At 56.1% G+C, this 24959-nt stretch carries 29 protein-coding genes and 2 tRNA genes; 8 read left to right on the top strand and 23 right to left on the bottom strand.

The window, feature by feature from the left end:
* Nucleotides 1-166: 166 nt before the first annotated feature.
* Nucleotides 167-703, top strand: a complete 537-nt coding sequence (locus ACKVOS_RS12865; RefSeq protein ID WP_409212404.1) for a hypothetical protein — start codon at nucleotides 167-169, stop codon at nucleotides 701-703.
* On the opposite strand, the gene fliS is transcribed toward ACKVOS_RS12865, so the two are convergent.
* From fliS to fliE, 17 genes are read right to left on the bottom strand one after another with little or no spacing between them, the layout of a single operon-like run.
* The gene (gene fliS / locus ACKVOS_RS12860; RefSeq protein ID WP_409212386.1) at nucleotides 700-1101 is read right to left on the bottom strand and encodes a flagellar export chaperone FliS; all 402 of its coding nucleotides are present in this window, start codon (nucleotides 1099-1101) and stop codon (nucleotides 700-702) included. The genes ACKVOS_RS12865 and fliS overlap by 4 nt on opposite strands.
* A complete protein-coding gene (gene fliD, locus ACKVOS_RS12855; RefSeq protein ID WP_409212385.1) occupies nucleotides 1101-2465 on the bottom strand; it encodes a flagellar filament capping protein FliD in 1365 nt (454 codons plus the stop codon). The genes fliS and fliD overlap by 1 nt, the downstream gene beginning before the upstream one ends.
* A 45-nt stretch (nucleotides 2466-2510) precedes the next feature.
* A complete protein-coding gene (locus ACKVOS_RS12850) occupies nucleotides 2511-3650 on the bottom strand; it encodes a flagellar biosynthesis protein FlhB (RefSeq protein ID WP_409212384.1) in 1140 nt (379 codons plus the stop codon).
* Nucleotides 3643-4428: a flagellar biosynthetic protein FliR gene (gene fliR, locus ACKVOS_RS12845; RefSeq protein WP_409212383.1), complete on the bottom strand. Its 786-nt coding sequence runs from the start codon at nucleotides 4426-4428 to the stop codon at nucleotides 3643-3645. Before fliR ends, ACKVOS_RS12850 begins: the two co-directional genes overlap by 8 nt.
* Nucleotides 4425-4694, bottom strand: coding sequence for a flagellar biosynthesis protein FliQ (gene fliQ, locus ACKVOS_RS12840; RefSeq protein WP_409212382.1), 270 nt, complete (start codon nucleotides 4692-4694; stop codon nucleotides 4425-4427). The genes fliR and fliQ overlap by 4 nt, the downstream gene beginning before the upstream one ends.
* Before the next feature lie 4 nt (nucleotides 4695-4698).
* Nucleotides 4699-5451 carry a flagellar type III secretion system pore protein FliP gene (gene fliP, locus ACKVOS_RS12835; protein WP_409212381.1) on the bottom strand — a complete coding sequence of 251 codons (753 nt, stop codon included), beginning with the start codon at nucleotides 5449-5451 and terminating at the stop codon, nucleotides 4699-4701.
* Nucleotides 5444-5716, bottom strand: a complete 273-nt coding sequence (locus ACKVOS_RS12830) for a FliO/MopB family protein (protein WP_409212380.1) — start codon at nucleotides 5714-5716, stop codon at nucleotides 5444-5446. Before ACKVOS_RS12830 ends, fliP begins: the two co-directional genes overlap by 8 nt.
* Entirely contained in the window at nucleotides 5713-6039 is a 327-nt protein-coding gene (gene fliN / locus ACKVOS_RS12825; protein ID WP_409212379.1) for a flagellar motor switch protein FliN, read from the bottom strand. The genes ACKVOS_RS12830 and fliN overlap by 4 nt, the downstream gene beginning before the upstream one ends.
* The gene (locus ACKVOS_RS12820) at nucleotides 6036-6914 is read right to left on the bottom strand and encodes a FliM/FliN family flagellar motor switch protein (RefSeq protein ID WP_409212378.1); all 879 of its coding nucleotides are present in this window, start codon (nucleotides 6912-6914) and stop codon (nucleotides 6036-6038) included. Before ACKVOS_RS12820 ends, fliN begins: the two co-directional genes overlap by 4 nt.
* Nucleotides 6911-7516 (bottom strand): flagellar basal body-associated protein FliL, encoded by a 606-nt coding sequence (fliL, locus tag ACKVOS_RS12815; RefSeq protein ID WP_409212377.1) that lies wholly within the window; start codon nucleotides 7514-7516, stop codon nucleotides 6911-6913. Before fliL ends, ACKVOS_RS12820 begins: the two co-directional genes overlap by 4 nt.
* Before the next feature lie 15 nt (nucleotides 7517-7531).
* A complete protein-coding gene (locus tag ACKVOS_RS12810; RefSeq protein ID WP_409212376.1) occupies nucleotides 7532-8908 on the bottom strand; it encodes a flagellar hook-length control protein FliK in 1377 nt (458 codons plus the stop codon).
* A complete protein-coding gene (locus ACKVOS_RS12805; protein WP_409212375.1) occupies nucleotides 8905-9333 on the bottom strand; it encodes a hypothetical protein in 429 nt (142 codons plus the stop codon). The genes ACKVOS_RS12810 and ACKVOS_RS12805 overlap by 4 nt, the downstream gene beginning before the upstream one ends.
* Nucleotides 9330-10661 (bottom strand): FliI/YscN family ATPase, encoded by a 1332-nt coding sequence (locus ACKVOS_RS12800; RefSeq protein ID WP_409212374.1) that lies wholly within the window; start codon nucleotides 10659-10661, stop codon nucleotides 9330-9332. The genes ACKVOS_RS12805 and ACKVOS_RS12800 overlap by 4 nt, the downstream gene beginning before the upstream one ends.
* A complete protein-coding gene (locus tag ACKVOS_RS12795) occupies nucleotides 10658-11218 on the bottom strand; it encodes a FliH/SctL family protein (protein WP_409212373.1) in 561 nt (186 codons plus the stop codon). The genes ACKVOS_RS12800 and ACKVOS_RS12795 overlap by 4 nt, the downstream gene beginning before the upstream one ends.
* Complete coding sequence (locus ACKVOS_RS12790; protein WP_409212372.1) at nucleotides 11211-12254, bottom strand: flagellar motor switch protein FliG; 1044 nt, start codon at nucleotides 12252-12254, stop codon at nucleotides 11211-11213. The genes ACKVOS_RS12795 and ACKVOS_RS12790 overlap by 8 nt, the downstream gene beginning before the upstream one ends.
* Entirely contained in the window at nucleotides 12247-13896 is a 1650-nt protein-coding gene (fliF, locus tag ACKVOS_RS12785) for a flagellar basal-body MS-ring/collar protein FliF (protein WP_409212371.1), read from the bottom strand. Before fliF ends, ACKVOS_RS12790 begins: the two co-directional genes overlap by 8 nt.
* 3 nt (nucleotides 13897-13899) lie before the next feature.
* Entirely contained in the window at nucleotides 13900-14235 is a 336-nt protein-coding gene (fliE, locus tag ACKVOS_RS12780; RefSeq protein WP_409212370.1) for a flagellar hook-basal body complex protein FliE, read from the bottom strand.
* A 225-nt stretch (nucleotides 14236-14460) separates the two neighbouring features.
* Between fliE and ACKVOS_RS12775 the strand changes: the two genes are divergently transcribed.
* Nucleotides 14461-15273, top strand: a complete 813-nt coding sequence (locus ACKVOS_RS12775) for a flagellin (RefSeq protein WP_409212369.1) — start codon at nucleotides 14461-14463, stop codon at nucleotides 15271-15273.
* A 130-nt stretch (nucleotides 15274-15403) separates the two neighbouring features.
* Nucleotides 15404-15479: transfer RNA gene (locus ACKVOS_RS12770), tRNA-Thr, on the top strand.
* Nucleotides 15480-15542: 63 nt separating this feature from the next.
* Here the strand turns inward: ACKVOS_RS12770 and ACKVOS_RS12765 are convergent.
* The 6 genes from ACKVOS_RS12765 to gltX all read right to left on the bottom strand — a co-directional run bounded on the left by ACKVOS_RS12765 (nucleotide 15543) and on the right by gltX (nucleotide 20317).
* Nucleotides 15543-15629 (bottom strand) — tRNA-Leu (locus tag ACKVOS_RS12765).
* A gap of 72 nt (nucleotides 15630-15701) precedes the next feature.
* A complete protein-coding gene (gene galK, locus ACKVOS_RS12760) occupies nucleotides 15702-16856 on the bottom strand; it encodes a galactokinase (protein WP_409212368.1) in 1155 nt (384 codons plus the stop codon).
* Nucleotides 16853-17887: a UDP-glucose--hexose-1-phosphate uridylyltransferase gene (locus tag ACKVOS_RS12755; protein WP_409212367.1), complete on the bottom strand. Its 1035-nt coding sequence runs from the start codon at nucleotides 17885-17887 to the stop codon at nucleotides 16853-16855. Before ACKVOS_RS12755 ends, galK begins: the two co-directional genes overlap by 4 nt.
* Nucleotides 17877-18563, bottom strand: coding sequence for a uracil-DNA glycosylase (ung, locus tag ACKVOS_RS12750; protein ID WP_409212366.1), 687 nt, complete (start codon nucleotides 18561-18563; stop codon nucleotides 17877-17879). Before ung ends, ACKVOS_RS12755 begins: the two co-directional genes overlap by 11 nt.
* A 63-nt stretch (nucleotides 18564-18626) precedes the next feature.
* Nucleotides 18627-18788 carry a hypothetical protein gene (locus ACKVOS_RS12745; protein ID WP_409212365.1) on the bottom strand — a complete coding sequence of 54 codons (162 nt, stop codon included), beginning with the start codon at nucleotides 18786-18788 and terminating at the stop codon, nucleotides 18627-18629.
* 35 nt (nucleotides 18789-18823) lie between these two features.
* Nucleotides 18824-20317 carry a glutamate--tRNA ligase gene (gene gltX, locus ACKVOS_RS12740; protein ID WP_409212364.1) on the bottom strand — a complete coding sequence of 498 codons (1494 nt, stop codon included), beginning with the start codon at nucleotides 20315-20317 and terminating at the stop codon, nucleotides 18824-18826.
* 102 nt (nucleotides 20318-20419) lie between these two features.
* On the opposite strand from gltX, the gene ACKVOS_RS12735 reads away from it, so the two are divergent.
* The 5 genes from ACKVOS_RS12735 to rpsG all read left to right on the top strand — a co-directional run bounded on the left by ACKVOS_RS12735 (nucleotide 20420) and on the right by rpsG (nucleotide 24947).
* Nucleotides 20420-21793: an alkaline phosphatase PhoX gene (locus tag ACKVOS_RS12735; protein ID WP_409212363.1), complete on the top strand. Its 1374-nt coding sequence runs from the start codon at nucleotides 20420-20422 to the stop codon at nucleotides 21791-21793.
* Nucleotides 21794-22256: 463 nt separating this feature from the next.
* Complete coding sequence (locus ACKVOS_RS12730) at nucleotides 22257-23288, top strand: type III polyketide synthase (protein ID WP_409212362.1); 1032 nt, start codon at nucleotides 22257-22259, stop codon at nucleotides 23286-23288.
* On the top strand, nucleotides 23285-23800 hold the full coding sequence (locus ACKVOS_RS12725) for an isoprenylcysteine carboxyl methyltransferase family protein (protein WP_409212361.1): 516 nt from the start codon (nucleotides 23285-23287) through the stop codon (nucleotides 23798-23800). Before ACKVOS_RS12730 ends, ACKVOS_RS12725 begins: the two co-directional genes overlap by 4 nt.
* A 223-nt stretch (nucleotides 23801-24023) precedes the next feature.
* Nucleotides 24024-24395, top strand: coding sequence for a 30S ribosomal protein S12 (gene rpsL, locus ACKVOS_RS12720; RefSeq protein ID WP_143776737.1), 372 nt, complete (start codon nucleotides 24024-24026; stop codon nucleotides 24393-24395).
* 81 nt (nucleotides 24396-24476) lie between these two features.
* The gene (rpsG, locus tag ACKVOS_RS12715) at nucleotides 24477-24947 is read left to right on the top strand and encodes a 30S ribosomal protein S7 (protein ID WP_143776736.1); all 471 of its coding nucleotides are present in this window, start codon (nucleotides 24477-24479) and stop codon (nucleotides 24945-24947) included.
* Nucleotides 24948-24959: the final 12 nt, after the last annotated feature.

The raw sequence follows: 24959 nt of genomic DNA, 5'->3' as shown, positions 1-24959 counted from the left end.
GCCAATCCCGCCTGCGCCGCAGGCGATCACCCCAGCAATTGCTCCCACCTCTTCCAACGCGCCTGAACCCTTAGTTGACCCAATTCCGTCTCCTAAACCGTTCGAATCTATTATTAGCTCTGCCGAACCGTCATCATTTCCCGGCTTCTCCAAAGGTGATGGGGATGTGCCAGTCGCTTCGGAATCTGCTGCGGCCGTATCCGAAGACCTTGCTTCGGCCGAAACTTCTTATTTTGAATCTTCGGTACAGCCGAGCCTTTTTGCCCATGAACCGCCGTTTCGGCCGCGGCGCAATCCGGCGAAGCTTTGGACAATGGCGGCGATTGCCTTCGCGCTGGTTGTTACCGCTATTGGCGGCGGTGTCTGGTATTATGGCGTTCCGAATATCGGGATGGATATGGGCTTGGCGGGCGTGGAACCCGATTTGAAGATTATTCTAAATGAAAATTTGGAAAAGAACGAGCGCGAGGACGGCACACTGTTTTTTATTGCGAGCGGTAGCATCGTCAATCCGACCAGTCGCGCGCAACGCGTGCCCGAAATGCTTGTGACATTGAAAGATGCAGGCGGACGCCCGGTGTATAGTTGGAAAATGAAGGCACGTGTCCGCGAATTGGCACCAGGCGCGAAAGTCGATTTCAGCGAGGCTCGTCTGGATGTCCCGCAGGCCGCTGCACAAATTACCGTTGGTTGGGTGCTTTAGCCGGGCTGCAATGCCTGCCAAGCGTAGAAAATATCGCCTATCGCATCGCGGACTTCGGATAATTTCTGCTCGTCTTTGTTTTTGGTGGCTTCATTAAGCCCCTTTCGACATGCGCCGTAGACCCGCGCCAAAGTTGCGGCAAGTTCGCCGCCTGCATCAAAATCAATGCTTCCTTCAAGGGCAACAAGGATCGAGCTGGCTTTTGCAACATGGCTGTTGCCCGATAGATCGTGTCCCTTCCGCGCCGAGAAAAGAGCCAGATCCAGTGACCGGATTAACTCTTCGTACAACAAGCCCACCAATCCATGCGGGCTCGCGCTTTCGACGCGGCTTTTCAGTTCGAGCATACGGTAATGCTGGCTTGCGATGGCCGGGTGGGTGCGAGGTTGCATCATCATTAGCTATCGCTGTTATTCCAGAGCGTGATCTGCTGTTCCAGATAGCTTTGTGTCGCCCTTAATGCCGCAATACGGGCGTCCATGCCCGCATATTGCCGTTCCAGCCGTGTCCTATAGGCGTCTTCGCGCGTTTCCATTCTCTCGCGATTTTTGGCGATGTTTTCGGTTTCCCGCTGCAACGCGGCGCGAACCTGTTCGAGGGGGCCTGTCGTCGCAACTGCGGCGTCACGCAACGCGTCAAGGGCAAATGTTATGCCGGGGTCAGTGACTTCGGTTCGGACACCGTCGCGTGTAGGGTTGAAAATCGCTTCGACAGCATCGGGAAAGTCGCGCAAGGCCGTCTCCAGTTTCGCGCTATTTATCGAGATTGTTCCGTCCCTGTTGGTCGAAATGCCGACGTCTGACAGCGACTGGATGTTGGCGTCGGTCGTCAGTGGCTGGGAAATAAATGCGCTCAATTGCCGTTCGAATGCGCGCAAAGCCGGGTTACCGTTATTTGCCAAACGAGCCGCCGCCGTGTCTCGTTTCAGGGTGTTAAACACCGACACGAAATCATTTAATGTCTGTTTCAAAACATCGGTTGGTCGTGTTGCACCGATCGTAATAGTTGCCAGAGGATCTGCCTTTTTCAAGGTTATAGTTAGCCCGGGAACGACATCGTTGAAGTTGTTGGTTGCCCGACTATAAGCCACGCCATCGACCGTAAAGCTGGCATCACTTGCCGATTGGCCTTCGGTCATCGCAGTTGTGGCAAATTGCGCAAGGCCCGGGGCGGCACCGGCATCTGCAGCCAAGGTAAATGCCTTGGCTGCGCCGCTTTCGCCCTTTAGGACCAGACGAAAGCTGCCTGCATCATTGATGACACTGGCGCGGACGCCGCTTCCTGTAGCGTTGATGGCATTGGCCAGCCCGTTCAGGCTGTCATTTGTTGCGTCCACGGTTACGGCAAAGGTGGTTGTGCCAACCGTCAAGGTCATCCCGCCCTGACCGACAGGATCTGTCGCGGACGTTATGTAACCTGTGTAATTCGTCTGCGCCCGCGCAAGGCTGCTGACGACCATCTCACCGGCGTAAGCGCCCAATAAAGTGCCGGCATTCGCTGTCACGGCGATTGCGGTGTCGTCGGAGGTGACCGGCTGGCTACGCAACGTGCCGCCAGCAGAGAGCTCGGCAAGTGAATCGGCGAAACTGTCGAGATCACTTCGCGCCTGTGCCAAGGCACTGACTTTGGCCTGCGCGGCGCGTGACAGCGCATCGAACCGCTGCACCTTGGGTGTGCGGGACGCTGCAGCCAGGTCACTGACCAATGCTGCTGTGTCAATGCCGGATCCAAAGCCGAGGTTGTTTGCGATGTTATTCAACATGAGCGATATCCTTCGCAGTCCAATACGGCTGGTCGTCAATCAAATTTAGGCCATTGGTCGTCCATCGGCATCAAAACGTTTCGATGGCGGCACTTCGACCACGGGTCGGACCAGATCATTGGCCAACGAACTTTCCAGACGGAATACAAACGCCAAAATGGCAGCTACGGCGACAAACAGGTCTTCAGAAACCACTTTGCCCGTGCGCGTCGTGAAGTAAATTGCGCGGGTCAGTTGCGGATATTCCAATGTCGGCACCCGATTTTCCTTTGCCAGGGCCTTGATCGCCTGTGCAACTTCGCCGCGACCGCGGGCGACAACGATTGGCGCAATATCAAGTCCGGGGCGATAACGTAGAGCGACTGCAAAATGCGTCGGGTTTGTGAGGACAACGCTGGCTTCGGCCATGCCCTTGCGCGCCGAGGACATCGCCATTTCCTGCTGACGGGCACGTTGGGCTTGTTTGAGTTCCGGCGCGCCGTCGCTTTGGCGCATTTCTTCTTTCAGCTGTTGTTTTGACATGCGCAGCTTTTGGTTGCGCCGCAGCCATTGGACAGGAACGTCGATTCCGGCAATCAGGGCTAGTCCCACGGTCAATACAATAATCGTAAGGACCAGCTTATCGCCCAGCATTTCAACGGCAGCGGCCGGATGGGTTGCAGCAAGGCCCGGCATATTGGCTATGTCGCTGGCCATCACCCAATAGCCTGCATAACCGAGGGCGGCGACTTTCGCTGTGGCTTTGAAGAGTTCGATGATCCCTTGCATCCCGAAAATGCGTTTCAATCCAGCTAACGGGTTGATCCGGCTTCCCTTGAAAGCGAGCGCTTTGCCCCGCATTCCGAGCGATCCTAGCATTGCGGGCGCCGCCAGTGCGGCTACGATGCTGAGCAACAGAAGCCCCAGAAAAGGGATCGCAATGTTACCAAGCGGCCCGGCCAGTGCATCGAGAGGTTCAAAGCGATCCGGGTCGGTCAAATCGAGAGAGAGACCGCTTTTCAAAAGGTCTTTACTGGCCGAGAAAAACCATCCGCCAAGCCCGACCAGCCAAGCAGCGCCCGCCGCCATCATAACAGCCGTCGCGAGCTCTTTGGACGCGAGAACATCACCTTCTTTTACCGCATCGTCTTTGCGTTTTTGGGTGGGCGCCTCGGTCTGTTGGTCCTTTTCTGGTGTATCAGCCACCGCCGCCTCCCAGCAATTGGGCCTGATCGAGCGCCATTCGGATCGTATAACTAATGGTGTCCGCCATGACCGGGGTTGCCATTCCAAGCAGGATAACCCCAGCAAGCAGCGCGGCAGGCATACCGACGGCAAACAAATTGAGTGTAGGCGCCGACCGGGCAATCATCGCCATTATTATCTGGACGAGTATCAGTGCAAACCCGACGGGCAGGGCGATGCTTAAACCGGCCGAAAATGCGAGTCCGCCAAATTTGGCTATCCCGCCGATCGCAGAATAAGAGATCCAAGATTGACCGGGGGGCAAGGCCTGATAACTCTCGGCAATAATCGCAACAAGTGCGAGATGGCCATCAGCCGCCAGAAACAGAAACATCGCAAGCATAGACAAAAACTGACCTACCGCAGGGCTTGCCTGACCGCTGGCAGGATCCGCCATAGATGCGAAACCCAAGCCCATCGCATTGCTTATGGCTTCACCTGCAACCAGCGCGGCGGCAAAGGCAATCTGTATAACAAAGCCAAGCGCCAGACCGGTAATCACTTCTGAAACGATCATTAAAAATCCGGGAATCGAGACGATTCCGGCGGCAGGTAGCGCCATATTCACCGCTGAAGCAGATGGAATTCCGACGGCCAGTGCTAGTACGAGCCGCAGCTGAACCGGCACCGCCCCCGCCCCGAACATGGGCGCCGCCAGAAACGCTGCCCCCGGACGTATCATCGCCAGCATCCATATCAGAAGCTGTTGTTCAACATTTTCGAGACCCGCCGGGATCATCGGACCAGCAAGGGAATCTGGGCAAAAATATCTCTGGTGAAATCGGCTAGCAATATCATGATACTCGAGCCGAATATCGCCAGGGCAATGGAAACCACGATCAATTTGGGAACAAAGCTCAATGTCTGTTCATTGATAGATGTAGCTGCCTGCACCATTCCCAACACGACGCCCGCGATCAACGCCGGAATCAGAATCGGAGCCGAACCGAGAGCCAGTATCCAGAGCGCCTGTTGCGCGACACCGATGAAATAGTCCTGATCCATCACATTAGCTCACAAAGGAACTTGCAAGTGACCCCATCGTCAGCGCCCATCCATCGACCAGCACGAAGAGCAAAAGCTTGAACGGCATTGAGATGATAGTGGGCGAGAGCATCACCATACCCAGTGACATCAATGCGGACGCCACAATCAAGTCGATGATCAAAAAGGGCAGGAATATCATGAAGCCTATCTGGAACGCCGTTTTCAATTCGCTTGTGACAAAAGCGGGTAACAGGATCGAAAACGGAACATCGGCCGGCTTTGCGAATTTTCCCGCTTTGGCAATGCCACTGAACAGAGCAAGATCCGATTTGCGCGTCTGTTTGATCATAAACCCGTGCATGGCCGAGGCCGAAGTCGAAAGCGCTTGTTCAAATGTCACTTCATCGCGGCCATAAGGTTCCAGCGCTTGGGTATTGATCGTCGTAAAGACGGGCTGCATGACAAAAATACTGAGGAAAAGCGCAAGGCCGACCAATACCTGATTGGGCGGCGTCTGTTGTAATCCCAACGCCTGTCGCAAAATTGACAGGACAATGATGATCCGGGTGAAACTCGTCATCATCAGGATCAGCGACGGCAAAACCGTCAACAGTCCCATGAAAAGCAATATTTGCAGCGATAAAGACAACGGCCGACCGTCCCCCGAGACGGTTTGCAGCGCTTTTTCGATGCCTGCTCCTGTCGAAGTGGCGTATGCGGGATCGTTCGCGAAGAGTGCGAAGCCGATGATGATGAAAGTTATGTATCTAAGCATGCATCTCGTTATGCAAGTTCGATGCCAATCGGCTAATCCCGTTGCGTGAGACACCGAGCAAAAGCGTGTCGCCATTAAATTCGACAACGAGCAACTTGCCGTTGGTACCCAAGGTTACGGCATCAATAACCCGGACGGGGCGGTTGCTTTCCGGTTTCACTGGCAAGCCAAGTTGAAGCCGTTTCCATAACCAAAGGGAACCCCATGCAAGACCACCGATCAGGGGAACAACAAGAAAAAGGCGGAGGAGATATTCGACGATCATGTCCGGCGCTCCAATCCTGCAAGCCGGCGATCGGCGGCAACCACATCGACAACGCGTATGCCATAGCGACCATCCACATCGACAATTTCACCGCGGGCGATCAACGTCCCGTTTGCGAAAATATCGAGAAAGTCGTTCGCTTGACGGTCAAGTTCGACCACGCTTCCTTCGCCCAGGCGAAGCAGTTCCGAAAGGGTAAGCGATGCCGACCCTACCTCTACCGAAATCCGTAACGATATGCCTGCCAGCAAATCCATATTGTCGCCCATGGGCGATCCGCCTGCGATGGAACGCATATCGGGGGATTCTGTCATATCACTCATTGGTCCATTTCCTTTTCAATTTTCTCAATCATAAGTGCAGCACGGCCGTTGGCTTCGCCAAGCGATCCGCGCGCGAAAACACGTCCCGAAACGATCATCGGTATCTGTGCGGGTAACAGCAGTGGTAAAATGTCACCGGGGGCCAGTGTCAGCATCTTGGCGAACGACACGTTGCAGTGGGTAAGTACAATGCGGGATGGGAATTTAACGCGCATAGTGGCGGAGCGGACACGTTCGCTCCATGCCGCATCGGTCGGGGCCTCTTGATTTTCCTCAACACTCCGGCGGTTATCTAGAAAGCGCACAGTTTCGGTTGTCAGGATAAGGCTGACCGCAGAAGGCTTGATGGCTTCGCCTTCTGCAAAAAAGGATTGCACGATAATCGCCTCGCGCGATTTTGGCCACGTCATTTGTAACAAGTCTGTTTCGGTACGGACATATTCAATTGGCGAGTCTTCATCGGGGTCGATGTGGGATTTGAGCAAAGGCGCCAACTGAGATCCAAAACCCGACAGGAAACGTATTTCGGCTGCCGAAAACTCGCTTCTGGCCTGCACCGTTCCACTACCGCCATAATAGAGATCGACGATCTGGCAAACGAGCGATCCGGGCAAATGGACAAGCAATTCCTCGCCACGCTTGGGCATGGTATATCGAAAGACCGCGCTAAACGGGTTCTGGGCGATCCGCCATTCGGGGTAGCGCGCGCCGTTTGCTGTTCCGGTCGTTATCTGGAACGCGCCCTTGGTAAAGCTGCCGAGCAAATTCTGGATTGACTGGGATATGCGCTGCGCCAGCGGCTCGAGCTGGTTAAGCTCGGACGCATCGTTCGCATTCCTGGTCAGTTGCACCATTTGGGGTGATGCTGCCGTCACTGGATCACCAGGTTTGTGAAATACACATTATCAATGCCGCCAAAGCCTTCTTTCTGGCGAAGGACGTCATTTATGGCGTGTGTCAAATCGCGCTGCAGCATCTGCTTGCCCTGTGGCGTCGACAAAACCGCAGCGTCTTGTTGCGAGAGCACCATCAGCACGGCGGACCGAATGGGTACTGCCTGACGTTCGACATTGGCGACGACTTTGCCGTCATAATAGGTGGCAAGGCTGATACCCAATTGGACAAAGCCAGCGCCATCGGCAAGGTTCGCTGTAAAGCTCTGCTCCAACGCGACATAGGTCACTTCAAATTTTTTCGGATCGACTTTGACCTTGTCATTTTTGACGGAAACGGTGCCTTCCTTGTGCACGACTTTTCCCTCTTCGCCCTCAGCCGGGGGTTCCGCCGGTTCTTCGCTGCGTTCCACCAATTTTGGCCGGTGTGGATCTTCTTTGGCTTCTTTGCCGGTAACGCCGCCCGACAGATACATTCCGCCTGCGGCTCCGCCTGCGGTCAAAAGGGTCGCGCCTACGCCGATCAAAAGCATCTTTTTGCTTTTGCCGCCTTTGCCTTCAGTTTTTTCTTTGATCTTGCTCATGTGTCAGGTTCTTTCTTAAGCAAAACGTCCGCTATGCGACGTGTGTTGGTTGGAAGAGTGAGTGTTGCGAAGGGGTTGACCGGCTTGGGTTTGCCATCCGGGGTTTTGGTTTCGGGATTGGTCGCGCTGACCTTGCATGTGGTGGCCAGCCATCAAGTCGCTATTGGCAACCCGAACGCCTGATTGGCGCAATTCTTCCAGCAATTTGGGCTGTTCGAACGCTATAATTTTTGCAGCATTTTCGGTGCTTGCCTGAAACTGGATATTTACGCCGTCCTGTTGGGTTTCGACCATCACCTCCAATTGGCCCAGTCCATCGGGCGCCAACCCAAAGCGCAACTTGCCATCCTGTCCGGCGACCGACACAATTTCACGCGCCAGCTGTTCAATCCACTGCGTGTCTCGGGCAAGATCAAGCTGTTGGGAGGAGAAGACATCAGGTGTCGCAAAAATCGGCGCAGGCAATGTTGAGGGGGCCGCAATCATTGGTGCTGGCACCGGCATAGAAAACGGCGTTACCGGCTGTTCAACGGTTTGCGATTTTGCAGGTATCTCAGCGGTGGCAAATATGATTTTTTCATGGCCAATGTCGGCCCTTGGCAATGTGGCTTTTATGTCCCTTGGCAGGTCGCTTTGTGATTGCGCGAAATCGGTTGCAGGAGCTTGCGCGTTTCCGGAAGTTACCGGTTGGACTATTGGTTGAGCCGCAGGTGTTCCGCTTGCCTGGATAAAGGACGTAGTGAGTTCGCCCGACGGTGTTTCGGCGGGATCCTGTGGTTCATCTTCAAAATGTCCGGCATCGATGATGTTTGCCAATTCAAGCGGCGGTCGGACAAGTTGGTCCGGTACCATTTTGGCAAGCTGCAAATCTGGCTTCACGGGTATTGTCGCAGCTTCACCATCTTGCTTGACCTTTACCGGTTCTGCCTCAGCGGAGCGCTTGCCAATGTCAGCGGCGAATCGCTGTCCCAAATCCTGTTCTGTCACAGGCGCGTTGCCCGATGGCGCAGTTGGCGAAGATGTGGGATCGGCCTTTGCAATGGACGGCGTTACGGTTGTGGAGTTGATTTTTTGATCAGCACCATTTGCACGCAGATCGAATTTGCGGAATGGGTCTTTTGGGATCGGCATGGCTTTCGTTTCCGATGTGGCTTTTGGCGCTACTGCGACTGGCGCAGCCACTAAAACGGGTGCTGAAGTGGCAACTTTAGCGTCGGCGGCTGCAGGCGTGGGGAGCAGTTCGGGCGCGTCGGGTGCCGGGGATTTGGCGCCGCCATTTTGTGGTGCGTTTTCGATCAACGCCACAAAGTCCATTGCGGCTTCAGTGCCGCTGGTGTGCGGCATCGCTTTGCTCTGCGGGGCGATGATGCTTTGGATAATGTTCACGTTCATTGTTCGTCGCCGTTCGTTTCTTGTTGGGGGTGGCAGCGCGAATTTGCGGCTTTCAGTTCGCCTTGACGGGCGCTTTCACGCTCGGCTTTTTCAAGCAAGCGACGAGCGCCTTGTTCCCGCATTTCGGAATAGATGCTGTATGTTTGCTGGCGGTTGACGCGTTGGATTGCATGCTCAAGTGGTGCCGCCGTAGCCTTCAGTGCGGTATCCAGGCGCGCTCTTGTTTCTGAAATGGCAGCAAGCGACATTCCGTCGGTCGCGCCCGATGTTGCAATATTTTCATTGTTCAGGGCAACAATCCGGTCAACGATAGACCGTATCTGGTTCGCGCTACCCTTTGCCTGTGCGAGCTCCATCTGGGCGATCCGGCTTTCGGCGGTGCGGATACGGACAATTCTGGCGCGGCGTTCGACATTGCGGGTCATGCGCCGAACCCTTGTAATAGAGCATCACGCGATGCGTTGAACGGGATACAGCTCTGCATCGGTTGGCTTACATAATTCAGCATGTCGCCATGCATTGCGATGGCATCATCAAGCACGGCATCATTCCCCGCAGTATAGGCACCCATGAGAAGCAAATCGCGATTCTGTTCATGGGTTGACCAAAGCTGACGAAAACGGGCCGCTGCCGCCATATGTTCGGCATCGACAATATCAGGCATGATGCGCGACAAGGAACGCGCGACATCAATGGCCGGAAAAGTCCCGTTTTCGGCCAATGTACGTGACAGGACGATATGACCGTCAACAATCGCACGGGCCGCGTCGACAATGGGGTCTTCCAGGTCACCACCATCGGCAAGGACGGTATAAATAGCGGTGATTGACCCGCCCGTGCGGCTGTCAATGCCCGCGCGCTCCACCAATTGCGGAATAAGCGCCAGCGAAGAAGGGGTATATCCTTTCATCGTTGGCGGCTCACCCAGGGCCAAGCCGATTTCACGTTGGGCATGGGCGACACGTGTAAGGCTATCGATAAGCAACAGAACCTTTTTACCTTGCGCGCGGAAATATTCAGCGATGGCGGTCGCCCGCATTGCGGCCCGTAAACGCAACAATGGCGAATGGTCGGCAGCAACGGCGACAACCACCGATTTGGAAGCAATGCGTGGCGTTAGTTTCGTCTCGATAAAGTCGCTGACTTCACGTGCACGCTCGCCGATCAGGCCGGTGACGATAACATCGGCATCGATGCCTTCCAGTATCTGTCCCATAAGGACGGATTTACCGACACCCGAACCGGCAATGACTGCAACGCGCTGGCCTTCGCCGATCGTCAACAGGCCATTGATCGCGCGCACGCCGCAATCAATGGGGCGGGTGATGCGGCCACGCACAAGCGGGCTAGACGCCACGCCGGTGATAGGCCAGCTTTCGTGGCAGCCGGTTAAAGGCCGACCATCCAGCGGCGCACCTTGCGCGTCGATAATGCGGCCAAGCAGTCCATCGCCACACGCAATATGGTCATGGCGGCCACATGGAAAAACCCGCGCACCGGTTGCGACCGACAGCCGCTGCGAAAAGGGTTGGATAATGCTTTTGTTACCGCGAAACCCGACGACTTCGCCAGTTACAAAGCCGCCGCCATTTTGTGCGATACGCACCGCTGTGCCCACCGGATATGGAAAGGCTGCGGCTTCAAGGAATTGGCCTTTGCACGCCGTCAGCGATCCGACCCGACGGGGCGTCGCAGCCTCCAGATGGAGCGATTCGAAAATCGACCGCGCGGCTTGGGCGATGCGGGCGGTCATGCGGCCATCCCTTCGCAATGCAACAATTCGCGTAACCGATCCATGCCCAGTGCAACACCATGCTCGATCCAGCCGTGCGAACATTCGATACGGACCATTGCACGGGGCAGGCTGGGGTCGCTGCGGACAGACAGCTTTCCGATTGTGTCGCCGACCAGTGCGGCATCGTCGGGATGTAACAAGATGTGCCGCGCTTCATCCGCCTCGGTAATGATGTCGACCGCGCGCGCGATCTGCTTGTTCAAAAGGGCTTCATCGATTGTCACGCCATCAGTAATCTGACCAACCAACCGGACAACGGTTTCACGCAGAAGCAGCGAAAGTTCCGGGCCTGCATCGCACTGAAAAGCCTGTGCGTTGGCCAGCAGCCTCTGCATCGCGGTGCGTTCTGCTTCAAATGCTGCTTCTGCCATTTGTTGGCCGTCGGCAAGGCCCCGGGCATATTCGTCGGGAGCCCGCTTCACATTCGACACCGCGGTGGGCAAAGAACCGGCACGGAATGCGGACCCTTGCGACGTTGCCGCGAGTAACGAGATTCTTTTCGGGGCGTCAGACATAATCTTCGCTCTTTCCGCCCATCGAGATTTCGCCCGATGCCGCCATTTGCCGCGCGACGGCAATGACTGCCTTTTGAGCGGTCTCGACATCGGCGCGTTTGACCTGGCCCATGTCGGCAATATCGTCCCGAATTGTTTGTGCGGCGCGCGCCGAAAGCGTGCCGAGCATTTTTTCGCCCAGCAGATCGCTCGCGCCTTTTACGGCCAAGGCAATCTGGTCCGAATCCACGTTGCGAAGAATAGTGCCAAGTGCCTTGGCATCGAGCGCTGCCAGATCGTCAAATACAAACATCTCTTCTTCGATCGCATCAGCAAGCAGACGATCTTTTTTCCGGAGCGAGCGAAGCAATTTTTCGGCTGCGGCTCTTGGAAGGTTTTTAACGATCCGGGCTACCTCGTTGCGGCCGCCCAACGCGACATCAGGCGCATGCGCTTTGCCGCTGGTGTAGTTCATCAAAATCGCTTCCAGATCTTCGATAGCTTCGGCTGGAATCGAACGTAAATTTGCCGACCGGAACAGCAGGTCGGTCTGTGTTGCCTCATCAAGCGAAGCAATTGCGACCGCCGAAACTTCAGGGGTCAAGACCGACAGGATAACTGCGGCCACCTGAGGGTGCTCGGATGCAACCAGTTCGGATATCGATGCCGTATCCATCCACCGTAAAATGTCGAGCGAAGGGGCGCTGGATTGTGGTTCGATTTCGGACAAAATATTGCCCGCCCGCACATTGCCGAGGGCTTTGTGCATCATGTCGCGGATACGAACAGGCGCACCCACTGCTAAAGCCGAAAGATCACGGTTGCTGGCAACGAAGCTTTCCAATGCCTTTTCAACATCATTTTCGTTGGCGCTGGATGCTTCGAACATACCCTTACCAAGGGCCTTCACTTCGTCGGGTGCCAGATGCTGCAAAATTGTGGTGGCATCGCCGTCTTCCAGCAACATCATCAATATGGCCGCCGATAATTCGCCGCTGATGCCAGGAGCGGCAGTTGCAAATGCGGCGGTTTCATCGGGCGACAGATCTTCATCCATTCGCCCGCTCCTGAATCATCTGGCGCACGACAAGCGCCGCTCGCTCGGGGTCTTGGCGGATAAAGGAACGAACCAGATTGGCCCGCGCTTCATAGCTTGGGGCAGCTTCAATCATTTCAATCGTCACTTGATTTGAAACTTTGGACTGGCCGGTTGCCGCCATCAATTTTTGTTCGACTTCCGCTTGCTCTTTTGCGGCGGCCATTTTGCCCTTGGCGGCTTTCATCAACGGCCGTCCGATAAATATAAAGGCAAGAATGGCGACCAGAACGGCGCCAATCTGCTGTACAAGCGGAAAGAACCATGGTTCGTCCCAGAAATTGACGACGGCTTCGGCTTGTTCGGCAAAAGGCCGCGATGATATCGCCACCAAATCGCCGCGTTCGGTGCTAAAGCCAACTGCGCCTTTAACCAAAGCCTCCAGCGCGGCTACGTCGGCGGCACTCGGCTTTTTCTGACCCTTTACGTCACGCAAGGCGACGGCGACCGATAATCTCCGCAAAGTTCCCTGCGGTTGATGCGTGACTGCAATTTCCCGGCCCACATCAAAGTTACGCGTGTAAGTCTCTTCGCTTTGGCTTTCACCTTCATTGGGCTGGGCGGTCTGGCCCGGCGGTGTATTTGTTAATTGACTTGCGGGGGGAGGCTGGTTTGACAATGCGCCAGGAATGCCCACTGCACCCGGCGTTGAAGCACTTTGCGTGCTTTTATTACCTTCTTCACTTCGCAAGGCACGATCGTCTTTTGGAAAGGTTTCGCGGGTGGATTGCGTTTCGCTTGGATCCACATCGGCGTGGACTTCGACCGAGAAATTTTCAGCGCCGACAATTGGTGTCAGCAGCGTAACGACCGCTTGGCGATATCGCTCTTCCATCTGCATTTGCAATTGGAACATTGCCTGATCTGCGCTGCCGGTGGGTGACGATATAAGCGCGCCGCTCTGGTCGATTACTGAAACGGAGTCTGCGGCAAGTCCCGGAACCGAAGAGGCGACGAGGTGGCGGATCGCGCGAACCTGTGCTTCGGAAAGGCTGCGACCCTGCTGCAATGTTAACATTACGGACGCCGCCGGTTCGCGTGCTTCGCGAACGAAAACACTGGGTTCAGGCATGGCGAGATGGACCCGCGCCGTCTTTACCGCATCGATAGCCTCTATGGTGCGGGCGAGGTCCGCTTCGCGGGCACCGCGCAGCGTTTCACCTTCGACGGCGCGGCTCGACCCCATCGGCAAAGACGCGATCACTGCATCGCCCGACGGCAGTGCTTTGGGTAGGCCCTGGCCAGCAAGAAGCATCCTGGCTTCATGGATTTTACCGGCATCAACCGAAATCGCGCCCGTGCCCGGGTCAAGGCTGTAACTGATACCCGACGCTTGCAAAGCATCGGCGACCGCGGCTTTATCGCCTTCCGCCAAACCTTGAAACAAGGGTGCCTGTGCAGGCGTGGCCATTGCGAAATAGGAAATTGCCGCAATGCCAACGGCCGCTGTCAAGGCAAGCGCGGGAAGCGCCTTGCGGACTGCGGGCTGGCTCGTAATATCGCGCAACGCGCCAAAGCCACCCGAATTGGAAGGCGTTGCAAAGCGGGTCATTTGACCGCCCGCAGGTACAGCATCGGCAGAAAGTATCTGGTTATCGGCCATCGATTACACCGGCATATTCATGATGTCGCGATATGCGGACAGTAATTTGTTACGGACCTGCATGGTTGCTTCAAAGCCGATCGAAGCTTTTTGGCGTTCCACCATTACCGAGACGATATCGTGCGTTTCGCCACGTTCGTATGACGCGGACAATTCATTTGCTTTGCTCTGCTGCGAATTCACCATTTGCAGCGCGTCGGTCATGGTTTTGGCAAAAGGGGCTTGGGCGACGGTCTCGCCGGTATCTACCCCACGCCCGGCGGCACGTTGCAGCGCCCCGTTCTGGCTCAGGATTGTTGAACGCATTTGCAGCAACCGGCTCTGGTCAATGGTCGACATATGCTTTGGTCCGAAGGCGGAATTGCCTATGCGGGTTTATAAGCAATGGCCGTGCCAAATTGATATAAATCTATAATTAACAGTATGATATGCGAAAAAAAGATATCCCCTGCCAATATTCCGACGATGATGGATTAAAGCTGTACCGGGTTCCGCCGTTACTGCTTGGCGAGGCTGCTCATCCAATCGGGCTGCCCCAATTGAGAGACAGCAAAAGGATTTATCATGACCGTAATCAACACAAATATTAGCGCACTTCGCGCTCAAAATGCTTCGCGTATGGCGAATATGGATCTTGGACAAGCAATGGAGCGTTTGTCGAGCGGCAAGCGCATCAATGCTGCAAAAGACGACGCAGCAGGACTTGCAATTTCGACACGTATGGACGCAAAAGTCCGCGGTTTGAACCAAGCCGTTCGTAACGCCAATGACGGTATTTCTTTGGCGCAGACCGCTGAAGGCGCAATGGGCGAGATTTCAAACATCCTCGTTCGTATGCGTGAATTGGCCGTTCAGTCTGCCAACGGCACGGCCGCTGCATCTGACCGTACCGCCATCGACGCTGAAGCTGACGCTCTGGTTGCCCAAATCGGCGACATCACTTCGCGTACAGACTTTAACGGCACCGTCCTGATCGACGCTGCTAAAACCATCAGCATCCAAACTGGCGTTGAAAGCGGCGAAACCGTGGACATCGACCTGGTTGCCATGACTGCTGCCGGCCTTGGTATCGGTGCCGTTGACTTGTCGACTGCTACCGGTGCTGGGACAGCACTGAACCTGCTCGACACCGCCATCGACACCGTTGCAACACAACGTGCCGAAATCGGTGCCGTCCAGAACCGCCTCGACGCGACTGTCAACAATCTGACATCGACCGCCACCAATTTGACGGAATCGAAATCGCGTATTCAGGACGCTGACTTCTCGGCTGAATCGACCAAGCTTGCGTCGGCACAGATCCTGAGCCAGGCCTCGACTGCAATGTTGGCACAGGCCAACCAAAGCCAGCAGGGCGTATTGAACCTGCTGCGTTAATAACGCCTTCGGGACGTACCTAGCAAAAACCTACCCCGGTGGTTCGCCACCGGGGTTTTTTGTGTTGGCAAAGGACGCTTGAAATCATGGCAACAGATGTTTATGCGAACCGCCGTGGCCAAAAGCCATAGCCGCCTTAGCTCAGTTGGTAGAGCATCGCATTCGTAATGCGGGGGTCGTAGGTTCGAATCCTATAGGCGGCACCATAGCTTTCCCGGCCATATTCTGAATTTACGCGATTCGCATCAAGCGGCCCAACGTCCGCAATATGGTGCCCAGAAGAGGACTCGAACCTCCACGCCGTTACCAGCGCCAGCACCTGAAGCTGGTGCGTCTACCAATTCCGCCATCTGGGCACGGGGTAGGCGGCGCGCTTAGCGGCTTTCGATTGCCGATGTCAATCCAAAGCGGGGCGCATGACGCATTATTTAACGTAAAATTGCAACACCGGGGCCGGGGCGTTCGATGAGTATGAGCGCGGGGTTGCCATCGGGTGTTCGATATCCCTGTTCTACGGCAGCGCGCACATGATTAACCTGGTCAGTTTCCAGCATCGCGACGCATGCACCCCCAAAGCCTCCGCCGGTCATCCGGGCGCCACCTTTTGGCCCTATTGCTGTTTGCAATATTGCGACAAGCTGGTCGATAGCAGGGACAGTGATTTCAAAATCGTCGCGCATCGACGCATGGCTTTGGGCCATTAAAACGCCAAGTGTCACAAGGTCGCCGTTGGCGAGTGCCACGGTTGCATCAAGTGTTCGCTGGTTCTCGCCAATCACGTGACGGGCGCGTGCGCGGGTAACTGGGTCCAGCGGTGTCGCGTTCAGCAGATTTATGTCGGCATCACGCAAGGCTACTACTCCCATTGCCTTTGCAGCTGCTTCGCATTGACGGCGGCGCTCATTATAATGCCCCTCGACCAAGCCGCGGGTAACGCCGGAATGGACGATCATTATCGCCATATTGTCGGGAATGGGTGCATCCGTCAGGGCGAGTGATCGGCAGTCGATCAATACCGCATTCCCGGCCTTGCCCTGTGCCGATATCAGCTGGTCCATGATACCGCATTGGGTGCCGACAAAATCACACTCCGCTGCTTGGGCAATCTGGGCAAGACGGGTGCGGTCGACCGACGTACCGGTCAGCGCAAGCATGGCCTGCCCCACTGCGACCTCCAGCGACGCCGAGGATGACAGGCCAGCGCCTTTGGGCAAATTGCCGGCTATGGCAAGGTCGGCGCCGGACAGCGTAAAACCGGCCTTTTTCAGGGCGTCAACCATGCCGCGAACATAATTGGCCCAGCCTTGTTCAGCGGAGGCGATTTGATCCAGCGTAAAACTGTCGGTCGCATTGCCGAAATCAGCGGCAACGACATTCACAGTTGCGTCGGTGCGGGCGCTGGCGGCGACCATAGTCGACGGGCCAATGGCGCAGGGCAGGACGAAGCCGTCATTATAATCGGTATGCTCCCCGATCAGATTGACCCTGCCCGGAGCGCGCACAATATAAGCGGGTTGTGTGCTAAATTGCGTTTCGAAGGCAGAGGTTACGCGTTGGCGCAGGGCGGTGTCGGCGGGGGTCATGCTACGCTCCGGTAATGGACAAGGCTTTGGGCGCGCAGATGCGCTGCTGCCGTTTCGGGGGTCAGATCGCGTTGCGCTTCGGCGAGCATTTCATAGCCGACCATGAATTTGCGGACGCTGGCCGAGCGGAGAAGCGGCGGGTAGAAATGGGCGTGCAGTTGCCAATGGGCTGCATACCGTTCCGCCGACGGGGCACCATGCCAGCCCATGGAATAGGGGAAGCTGGTCTGGAACAGATTGTCATAGGCTGTGGTGATGGCTTTCAGGATGTCGGCAAGGGCATCGCGTTGTTCGTTGTTGACTCGGCTGAAGCTTGGAGCGGCAAAAAGGGGGAGGAGGAGGACCTCGTAGGGCCAGCTTGCCCAGTAGGGGACGACCGCCAGCCAATGGGCGTTGGCGGCGACGGTGCGGCTGCCGTCGGCGCGTTCGGCCTCGGCGTAGGCCAGCAGCATCGATGCCCCGTGCTGACTAAACCACTGTTTTTGCGTATTATTTTCCTGATTCGGCTCGGCAGGAACATAATTGGTCGCCCAGACCTGGCCATGGGGATGCGGGCTTGAGCAGCCCATCATCGCGCCCTTATTTTCGAAAATCTGCACATAGGCATGCGTTTTCGCCAGTTCCTCCTCTTGCGCGGCCCAGACGTCCACGACGCGGCGGATCGCGGTCACGTCCAGCTCCGGCAGGCTTTTGCCATGATCGGGCGAGAAGCAGATGACACGACAAGTCCCGTTGGCGGGCGCCGCCTGAAACAGCGAACTTCCGCCATCGACCGCCGCATCCTCACCCGGCATCAGCGCCGCAAAGTCATTGTCGAACACAAACACATCGGCATAGTCCGGATTGGCGACGCCGCCGACACGTTCATTGCCGGGGCACAGATAGCATCCGGCGTCATAGGCAGGGCGCACGCTATTGTCTGGCTCATCCTGCTGCCCTTGCCAGGGCCGTTTGGCGCGGTGCGGGGAGACGAGCACCCATTGCCCGTTCAGCGGGTTGAACCGCCGGTGCGGCTGGTCATCAAAGGACATCAGGCAGGCTCCAGTCTATGGGGGGGTGTCCGTGCTTTTCCAAAAAGGCATTGGTTTGCGAAAAATGGCGGCACCCCAGAAAGCCGTTATAGGCCGACAAAGGCGAAGGATGCGCGGCCTTTAGAACAAGATGCAGCGAACTGTCGACAAAGGCCGCTTTTTTCTGCGCATAGCTGCCCCACAGGAGGAACACGACCGGGTCGGGCTTGGCATTGACCAACCGGATGACCGCGTCGGTAAAACGCTCCCACCCCTTTTGGCTGTGCGATGCGGCCTTTGCCATTTCGACGGTCAGGACACTGTTCAGCAGCAACACACCCTGCTGCGCCCAATGTTCCAGAAAGCCGTGCTCTGGCCGGGGCAGGCCCAGATCGCTTTCCAGTTCCTTATAGATGTTCAACAGGCTGGGCGGCGTGCGGACACCGGGCTTCACACTGAAACACAGGCCATGCGCCTGATCCGGGCCATGATAGGGATCCTGCCCAAGGATGACCACCCGCACCTTGTCGAGCGGGGTGAGGTCCAGCGCGCGGAAACATTCGCTGCGTTCGGGGTAGATGGTCTTGCCCGCTGCCTTTTCGGCGACGAGAAACTGCCGGAGCGCCGCCATATAGTCCGAAGAAAATTCGGGCAAAAGCGGCGCTTTCCAGCTTTCATGGAGATGGATGTCAGGCATGGGATATAGCTCGGCTAAATCTTGTAAAAGAGACGGGAGAAGGGGAGGGCGTGATATGGGTCATCAATGCCGGTCGTTTCCGATACGCTGCATGCCGTCTTTGAACATTGCACAACTTTCATAGACGGATTCAATCAAACCCGGCCCGACATCCCTATGAATTTCCAAACCCAGGTTGAAGGTCAACTGAATCAACGCCTCAATGTTTGCAAGATCTGTCTTCACAAAACCGGCTCTCCCCTTCTCCCAACTCTTTTACATCATTCCGACGCTGACTTCAGAAGCAACTCAGCCCAGGCCTCGACCTCTTTCTTGCTCGCCGGACCCAAAAGTTCCATCGCGTGGCGCAGGCGTTCGCGGATGATGTCGCGGCCCAGATGGACGATGGCATCGAACAGCGGCACGCCCTGCGGTTGGCCGGTGATGGCGATATACATTGGCCGGATCACATCCTTCAGCTTGGTTTCCAGCACTTCGGCGGTGCGGCGCAAGGTGGCTTCGACGCCTTCCTTGTTCCATTCGATCAGGCCGTCAAACTGCTGCAGCGCCAGCGTATAGGCCGCGCGCTGCTGATCTTGGTCAATCTTCACGCCATCGCGCAAGGCGTCGGCGGTCAGGCCGTCGATACGGTTCATGAAGAACATGCCCGTCAGGCTTCCCAGATCCGATAATTTGGTGATCCGCGCCTGCGCCATTTCGGCAATCGGCGTCAGATAGGCGTCGTTCAGTGCCCACGCCTTCACCGCGTCGAGAAACTGGCCCACATCCAGTTCTTCGCGCAGATAGCGGCCATTGAGCCAGTCCAGCTTGGACGTGTCGAACACTGGCCCGCCAAGCGAGATATTGTGGACATCGAAACCGTCGATCAGTTCGTGCAGACTGGTTTTTTCGTCCTCTTCGCTCGCGCTCTTGATGAACAGGCCAAGAAAATTCTGCATCGCCTGCGGCAAATAACCGGCGCGCTGGTAAAACAGGATCGACGTCGGGTTCTTGCGCTTCGACAGTTTCGACTTGTCGGCATTGCGCAATAGGGGAAGGTGCGTCAGCACCGGCGGTTCCCAACCAAAATATTGAAAGAGCAGCAGATGCTTGGGCGCCGACGATATCCATTCTTCGCCGCGCATCACATGGGTGATGCCCATCAAATGGTCGTCGACGACATTGGCCAGATGGTAGGTCGGCAAGCCGTCCGATTTCATCAGGACCTGCATATCGACGACGGCATATTCAAATTCGATTTCGCCGCGCAGCGTATCCTGCACGACGCATTTCCCTTCCGTCGGGATTTTCATGCGGACAACATGGCTGACGCCTTCGGCATCCAGCTTGGCGCGGTCGGCATCGGTCAGCGACAGGCAGGTGCCGTCATATTTCGGCGGCTGCTTGGCCGCGATCTGGTGCCGCCGCATCGCGGTCAGCTTTTCCGATGTGCAATAGCATTTGAACGCATGGCCGTCGGCCAGCAGCCGGTCGCAATGTTCAGTGTAGATCGCGCTGCGTTCCGATTGGCGATAGGGTCCGTGCGGACCGCCGACATCGGGGCCTTCATCCCAGCTCAGGCCCAGCCAGCGCAGCGAATCCAGGATCATCTTTTCCGATTGCGGAGTTGAACGCGCCTGATCGGTATCCTCGATACGCAGCAGAAATTCCCCGCCATGCTTTTTGGCAAAGCAATAATTTATCAGTGCGATATAGGCTGTGCCGACATGGGGATCACCGGTGGGGGAGGGCGCAACGCGGGTACGAACGGTCATCGGGAAAAAAGCCTTTAGATTGATTTGCCTGCGCTCTATCAAGGTGAAACGGCATTGTCATCTTTCCGGTGCAGTCCGTCCAATAAGTCGAAGGAGTACCCCATGAACTTCACCCGCCGCCAATTGGGATTTGGTCTTGGCAGCATTGCTTTTGCCGGTCTTGCCGCCCGCTTGATCGCGCAGGCTCCGGTCGCCGGAATGAACGAGGTTACAGGCTATGGGCCATTGGTGCCTGATCCCGATAATCTGATCGATCTGCCCAAGGGGTTTGACTATCGGGTTATATCGCGGCTGGGCAATATCATGGATGACGGTTTTCTGGTGCCCAACGCCGCCGACGGCATGGGGGCCATTGATATGGGGAATGGCAAAGTCGCGCTGGTCCGCAACCATGAATTGAGCGTCGACGAATATGGCTCCGGTCCATTTACGGGTATGGTTCCGCCGGATCTTTTAACCTATGACAGAATGGCCGATGATAAATCCCGACCCCTGCCGGGTGGCACAACGACCTTGGTCTACGATATGAAAACCGGCCAGCGAGAGGCCGAGTGGCTCAGCCTGTCGGGCACGATCCGCAATTGTTCGGGCGGCATCACGCCATGGGGCAGTTGGCTGAGCTGCGAAGAAAATGTGACCCGTGCCGGAAAGGGCGTGGGCAAGGATCATGGCTATGTTTTTGAAGTGTCGCCCCGGACCAGGGGCCTCGTCGATCCCGTTCCACTCAAGGATATGGGCCGTTTCAACCATGAGGCCGCGTGCGTCGACCCCCGCACGGGCATCGCCTATCTGACCGAAGATCGCGGCGATGGGCTGTTGTACCGGTTTTTGCCCAACCAAAAGGGCGATTATGCGAAAGGCGGACGGCTGGAGGCGCTGGCCTTTGTCGAAGCCGAAATCACAGATTCGCGCAACTGGGCCGAGGTACAGGTTGGCAAGGGCAGGAAGTATAAAGTGCGGTGGGTGCCATTGTCCGATCCGGAAAGCCCGAATGATGATTTGCGCAAACAAGGTGCCGCCAAGGGCGCAGCCCTGTTTGCGCGTGGTGAAGGGATTTTCTGGGGCAAGGGGGAGCTGTTTTTTGCCTGCACCAATGGCGGGGCGGCTAAATATGGACAGATTTTCCGCTATGTTCCGTCGGTCAACGAAGGCACCGCCAATGAAAACGATGCGCCGGGTTTGATCGACCTTTATATGGAATCAACCGATCCGGCCTTTTACAATTATGGCGATAATTTGGCGGTGATGCCCAATGGACATCTGTTGGTGTGCGAAGACCAATATACCGACATTTCCGCCAATCATCTGCGCGGGGTGAATGGCAAGGGCCAAACCTATATGATTGCCAAAAGCCGCATCCAGACGGAATTCGCTGGCGGCTGCTTTTCTCCCGATGGAACGACGTTGTTCGTAAACCTGTATGAACCGGCAATGACGCTGGCGATCAAGGGGCCATGGGGGCGGGTGTCGGGTTAGGAAAACAAAAGGTAGAAATCCCCCTCCCGCAAGCGGGAGAGGTTAGGGGAGGGGGCGGGCCGTAAGGCACGCCTTCAACGTCGCCGTCTCACCCTCCCCCAGCCCCTTCCGCGTGCGGAAGGGGAGTAAGGCGCGCCAACTCACCCGCTCCATCAACACAAACCCGTCACCCACCGTCATTCCCCTCTCCAACTGCGCCTAGGCCTTGCGGCCAAGGCTCCGTATCCTCTCCCCTGAAGGGGAGAGGTCAGGCGCTATATCCCTCTCTCCTTTAGGGGAGAGGTACGCAGTCTTATGGCTTTAGCCATTAGACGCAGTGGAGAGGGGGAAGTCGCGCACTTCCCTCATTCATTTCCAAAAGTCCCAACCTTACAATCACATACATTGTAAGACTATGTTTATCTCTTTTGTTGCTATATGATTGCTGGCTCTTTGCCCCCGGCCTGTGTAACATTTGGAACTTATGATGTCTCTCCCCCCCCGTTTACGTGCCGTTGGCACGGCCTTGCCTGCACATCCGATTACCCAGAAACAAGTTCTGGAAATTCTTGCCCAAGCCAAAGGCAAGAATTTGCCGCCGCGTTTGGCCGATATTCTTGCTAATACCGGCATCATGCAACGGCATATTGCGATGCCGCCGGAATATTATTTTTCCGAAAGATCATGGCCGGACCGCGCCCGTGTCTATCAGGAAACGGCCTCGCAAATGTTTCAGACGGCCACGACACGGGCGCTTGAAAAGGCGGGTGTTACCGCTGCGGAGATCGGCCAGATTGTGTTTGTGTCGACCACCGGAACAATGACGCCCAGCCTGCCGAGCCGAATGATTGCGACGATGGGCTTTGCGCCTGATACGCGATGTGTGCCCCTATTTGGCTATGGCTGCGCGGGCGGCGTTATCGGACTTGGCGTGGCGGCCGACCTGTATCGCGCATCGCCTGATAAGCCGGTTTTGCTCGTCAGCCTGGAATTGTGCAGCATCGCCTATGACCATAGCCGGATGGACAAAAAGGACATGGTGGCGCTGGCTTTATTTGCGGATGGCTGTGCCGCTGTCGTGATTGGCGATGGAGCGGGGCCCGAAATATCGGCTTTTGCGAGTCATATCTGGCCGGATACGCTTGACATGATGGGGTGGGAAATTGGCGATACAGGCTTTGATCTGGTGCTTTCGCGCAATATTCCGCAATTTGTGAACAGCCATTTTGCACCTTCCTGCGATGCGTTTCTTGCCGGGCAGGGGTTGGACAAATCCGAAATGTCGGAATCGGCCTGTCATCCCGGCGGAGGCCGCGTCGTTGATGCATTGGCGGACTATGTCGGCGATGATCTGACCGAAACGCGCGTGATTCTGCGCGATCATGGCAATATGAGTTCGCCGACCGTCCTGTTCGTTCTCGAACGGATATTGGCGAAAGGGCCGATATCCAGACCGATGCTATTGACCGCGCTTGGCCCTGGATTTGTTGGCGCGATGGGGGTTTTGAGGCCATGACTTTGCTCGATTGGCCATTATGGGCGCAGATCGTGTTTGCCTATGTCGTCGTTCAACGGCTGGCGGAGCTTGTCTATGCCAATGCCAACACCCGCCGCCTGTTGTCCGAAGGGGGACAGGAACATGGAGAGCGGCATTATCCTCTGTTTATCGTGCTGCACAGCGGATGGTTGATATCGATCGCGCTCTTTGCAGTTCCGGAAACCCAGCCCAGCCTGTTCCTTCTCAACGCCTTTATCGCCAGCCAGACGTTTCGTTTCTGGACCTTGGCGAGTATCGGCCGGTGGTGGACCACCCGTATCATAAGCGCGCCGCATTTTCCGCGTGTAAAAAAGGGGCCTTACCGGTTTATCAAGCATCCGAATTATGCGCTGGTTGTTGTGGAAATCGCTCTGCTGCCCCTGTTGCTTGGCGCGCCGGCGATGGCGATTACATTTTCGGTTCTGAATGCGGCGCTGCTGTGGTGGCGGATACGGGTTGAAGAAGCGGTTCTGGGTGAGCGGGAAATTTGAGAATTGCGGGGTGCCTCCGTTATTATTTTGTTGAACCTTGACCCAAAATCAATCCGGCGCTAATGGCGCGCCTTCGCGGGCGGATTGGGGATGATTCCCGAATGCGTCGTGAAAAATCAATATAGCTCGCACATTATGTGTCAGGTCGGGTGGAATAAAGGCTGCGCCTCCACCGCAACAACGCCTTGACGTGTAAAGTAACCGCTTTTTTTAAGGTGAAGATATGCCAACGATTAACCAACTGGTCCGCAAGGGCCGGACACCGCAGAAGACCAAGTCCAAGGTCCCTGCGATGGACCAAAATCCACAGAAGCGCGGCGTTTGCACCCGCGTTTATACGACAACCCCTAAAAAGCCGAACTCGGCTTTGCGTAAAGTTGCGAAGATCCGTCTGACCAACCAGCGCGAGGTTATTTCCTATATCCCTGGCGAAGGCCACAACCTGCAAGAACATAGCGTTGTGCTGATCCGTGGCGGACGCGTTCGCGATCTTCCTGGCGTGCGTTACCACGTTCTTCGCGGCGTACTCGATACGCAGGGTGTCAAGGACCGCAAGCAATCGCGTTCCAAATATGGTGCAAAGCGTCCGAAGTAATTCGAACCGCTTCCCATTGGCGGACCGGTTTGGCGCGCTTTGGCGCAGCCATAAGGTTCAAACAGATAAAGGAAATTTAATATGTCACGTCGTCGTCGTCCCGAAAAGCGCATCATCCTTCCCGATCCCAAATTCGGTGATATCGTGCTTTCGAAATTCATGAACAACCTGATGCTGGACGGTAAGAAGTCCGCAGCAGAGCGTATCGTTTATGGTGCCCTGGAAACCGTTGAAGCCCGCGCGAAGAAAGATCCGCTGCAAACCTTCCATGAAGCGCTGGACAACGTAAAGCCCGGTATCGAAGTCCGCAGCCGCCGCGTTGGTGGTGCGACTTATCAGGTGCCTTGCGAAGTTCGTCCCGAACGCGCGCAGGCTTTGGCTATCCGCTGGTTGATTGGCGCGGCACGTAACCGCAGCGAAACGACCATGGCTGCCCGTCTTTCCGGTGAGTTGATGGATGCTGCGTCAAATCGTGGCAACGCTGTCAAAAAACGGGAAGATACGCACCGTATGGCCGAAGCCAACCGTGCATTCGCACATTACCGCTGGTAACCTAAACAGGAC

Origin of the sequence: Sphingorhabdus sp. (genome assembly GCF_046154385.1) — a bacterium.
Taxonomy (GTDB): Bacteria; Pseudomonadota; Alphaproteobacteria; order Sphingomonadales; family Sphingomonadaceae; genus Sphingorhabdus_B.
Note: the sequence above shows the minus strand (reverse complement) of the source record. Positions and strands in the feature narration are given on the sequence as shown.

Coding starts and splice junctions, on each gene's coding strand:
- fliS (WP_409212386.1), bottom strand. CDS start 1,101: ATGATGATGCAACCTCGCACCCACCCGGCCATCGCAAGCCAGCATTAC.
- fliD (WP_409212385.1), bottom strand. CDS start 2,465: ATGTTGAATAACATCGCAAACAACCTCGGCTTTGGATCCGGCATTGAC.
- fliR (WP_409212383.1), bottom strand. CDS start 4,428: ATGATCCCGGCGGGTCTCGAAAATGTTGAACAACAGCTTCTGATATGG.
- fliQ (WP_409212382.1), bottom strand. CDS start 4,694: ATGGATCAGGACTATTTCATCGGTGTCGCGCAACAGGCGCTCTGGATA.
- fliP (WP_409212381.1), bottom strand. CDS start 5,451: ATGCTTAGATACATAACTTTCATCATCATCGGCTTCGCACTCTTCGCG.
- ACKVOS_RS12830 (WP_409212380.1), bottom strand. CDS start 5,716: ATGATCGTCGAATATCTCCTCCGCCTTTTTCTTGTTGTTCCCCTGATC.
- fliN (WP_409212379.1), bottom strand. CDS start 6,039: ATGAGTGATATGACAGAATCCCCCGATATGCGTTCCATCGCAGGCGGA.
- fliL (WP_409212377.1), bottom strand. CDS start 7,516: ATGAGCAAGATCAAAGAAAAAACTGAAGGCAAAGGCGGCAAAAGCAAA.
- ACKVOS_RS12810 (WP_409212376.1), bottom strand. CDS start 8,908: ATGAACGTGAACATTATCCAAAGCATCATCGCCCCGCAGAGCAAAGCG.
- ACKVOS_RS12805 (WP_409212375.1), bottom strand. CDS start 9,333: ATGACCCGCAATGTCGAACGCCGCGCCAGAATTGTCCGTATCCGCACC.
- ACKVOS_RS12800 (WP_409212374.1), bottom strand. CDS start 10,661: ATGACCGCCCGCATCGCCCAAGCCGCGCGGTCGATTTTCGAATCGCTC.
- ACKVOS_RS12795 (WP_409212373.1), bottom strand. CDS start 11,218: ATGTCTGACGCCCCGAAAAGAATCTCGTTACTCGCGGCAACGTCGCAA.
- ACKVOS_RS12790 (WP_409212372.1), bottom strand. CDS start 12,254: ATGGATGAAGATCTGTCGCCCGATGAAACCGCCGCATTTGCAACTGCC.
- fliF (WP_409212371.1), bottom strand. CDS start 13,896: ATGGCCGATAACCAGATACTTTCTGCCGATGCTGTACCTGCGGGCGGT.
- fliE (WP_409212370.1), bottom strand. CDS start 14,235: ATGTCGACCATTGACCAGAGCCGGTTGCTGCAAATGCGTTCAACAATC.
- ACKVOS_RS12775 (WP_409212369.1), top strand. CDS start 14,461: ATGACCGTAATCAACACAAATATTAGCGCACTTCGCGCTCAAAATGCT.
- galK (WP_409212368.1), bottom strand. CDS start 16,856: ATGACCCCCGCCGACACCGCCCTGCGCCAACGCGTAACCTCTGCCTTC.
- ACKVOS_RS12755 (WP_409212367.1), bottom strand. CDS start 17,887: ATGTCCTTTGATGACCAGCCGCACCGGCGGTTCAACCCGCTGAACGGG.
- ung (WP_409212366.1), bottom strand. CDS start 18,563: ATGCCTGACATCCATCTCCATGAAAGCTGGAAAGCGCCGCTTTTGCCC.
- gltX (WP_409212364.1), bottom strand. CDS start 20,317: ATGACCGTTCGTACCCGCGTTGCGCCCTCCCCCACCGGTGATCCCCAT.
- ACKVOS_RS12735 (WP_409212363.1), top strand. CDS start 20,420: ATGAACTTCACCCGCCGCCAATTGGGATTTGGTCTTGGCAGCATTGCT.
- ACKVOS_RS12730 (WP_409212362.1), top strand. CDS start 22,257: ATGATGTCTCTCCCCCCCCGTTTACGTGCCGTTGGCACGGCCTTGCCT.
- ACKVOS_RS12725 (WP_409212361.1), top strand. CDS start 23,285: ATGACTTTGCTCGATTGGCCATTATGGGCGCAGATCGTGTTTGCCTAT.
- rpsL (WP_143776737.1), top strand. CDS start 24,024: ATGCCAACGATTAACCAACTGGTCCGCAAGGGCCGGACACCGCAGAAG.
- rpsG (WP_143776736.1), top strand. CDS start 24,477: ATGTCACGTCGTCGTCGTCCCGAAAAGCGCATCATCCTTCCCGATCCC.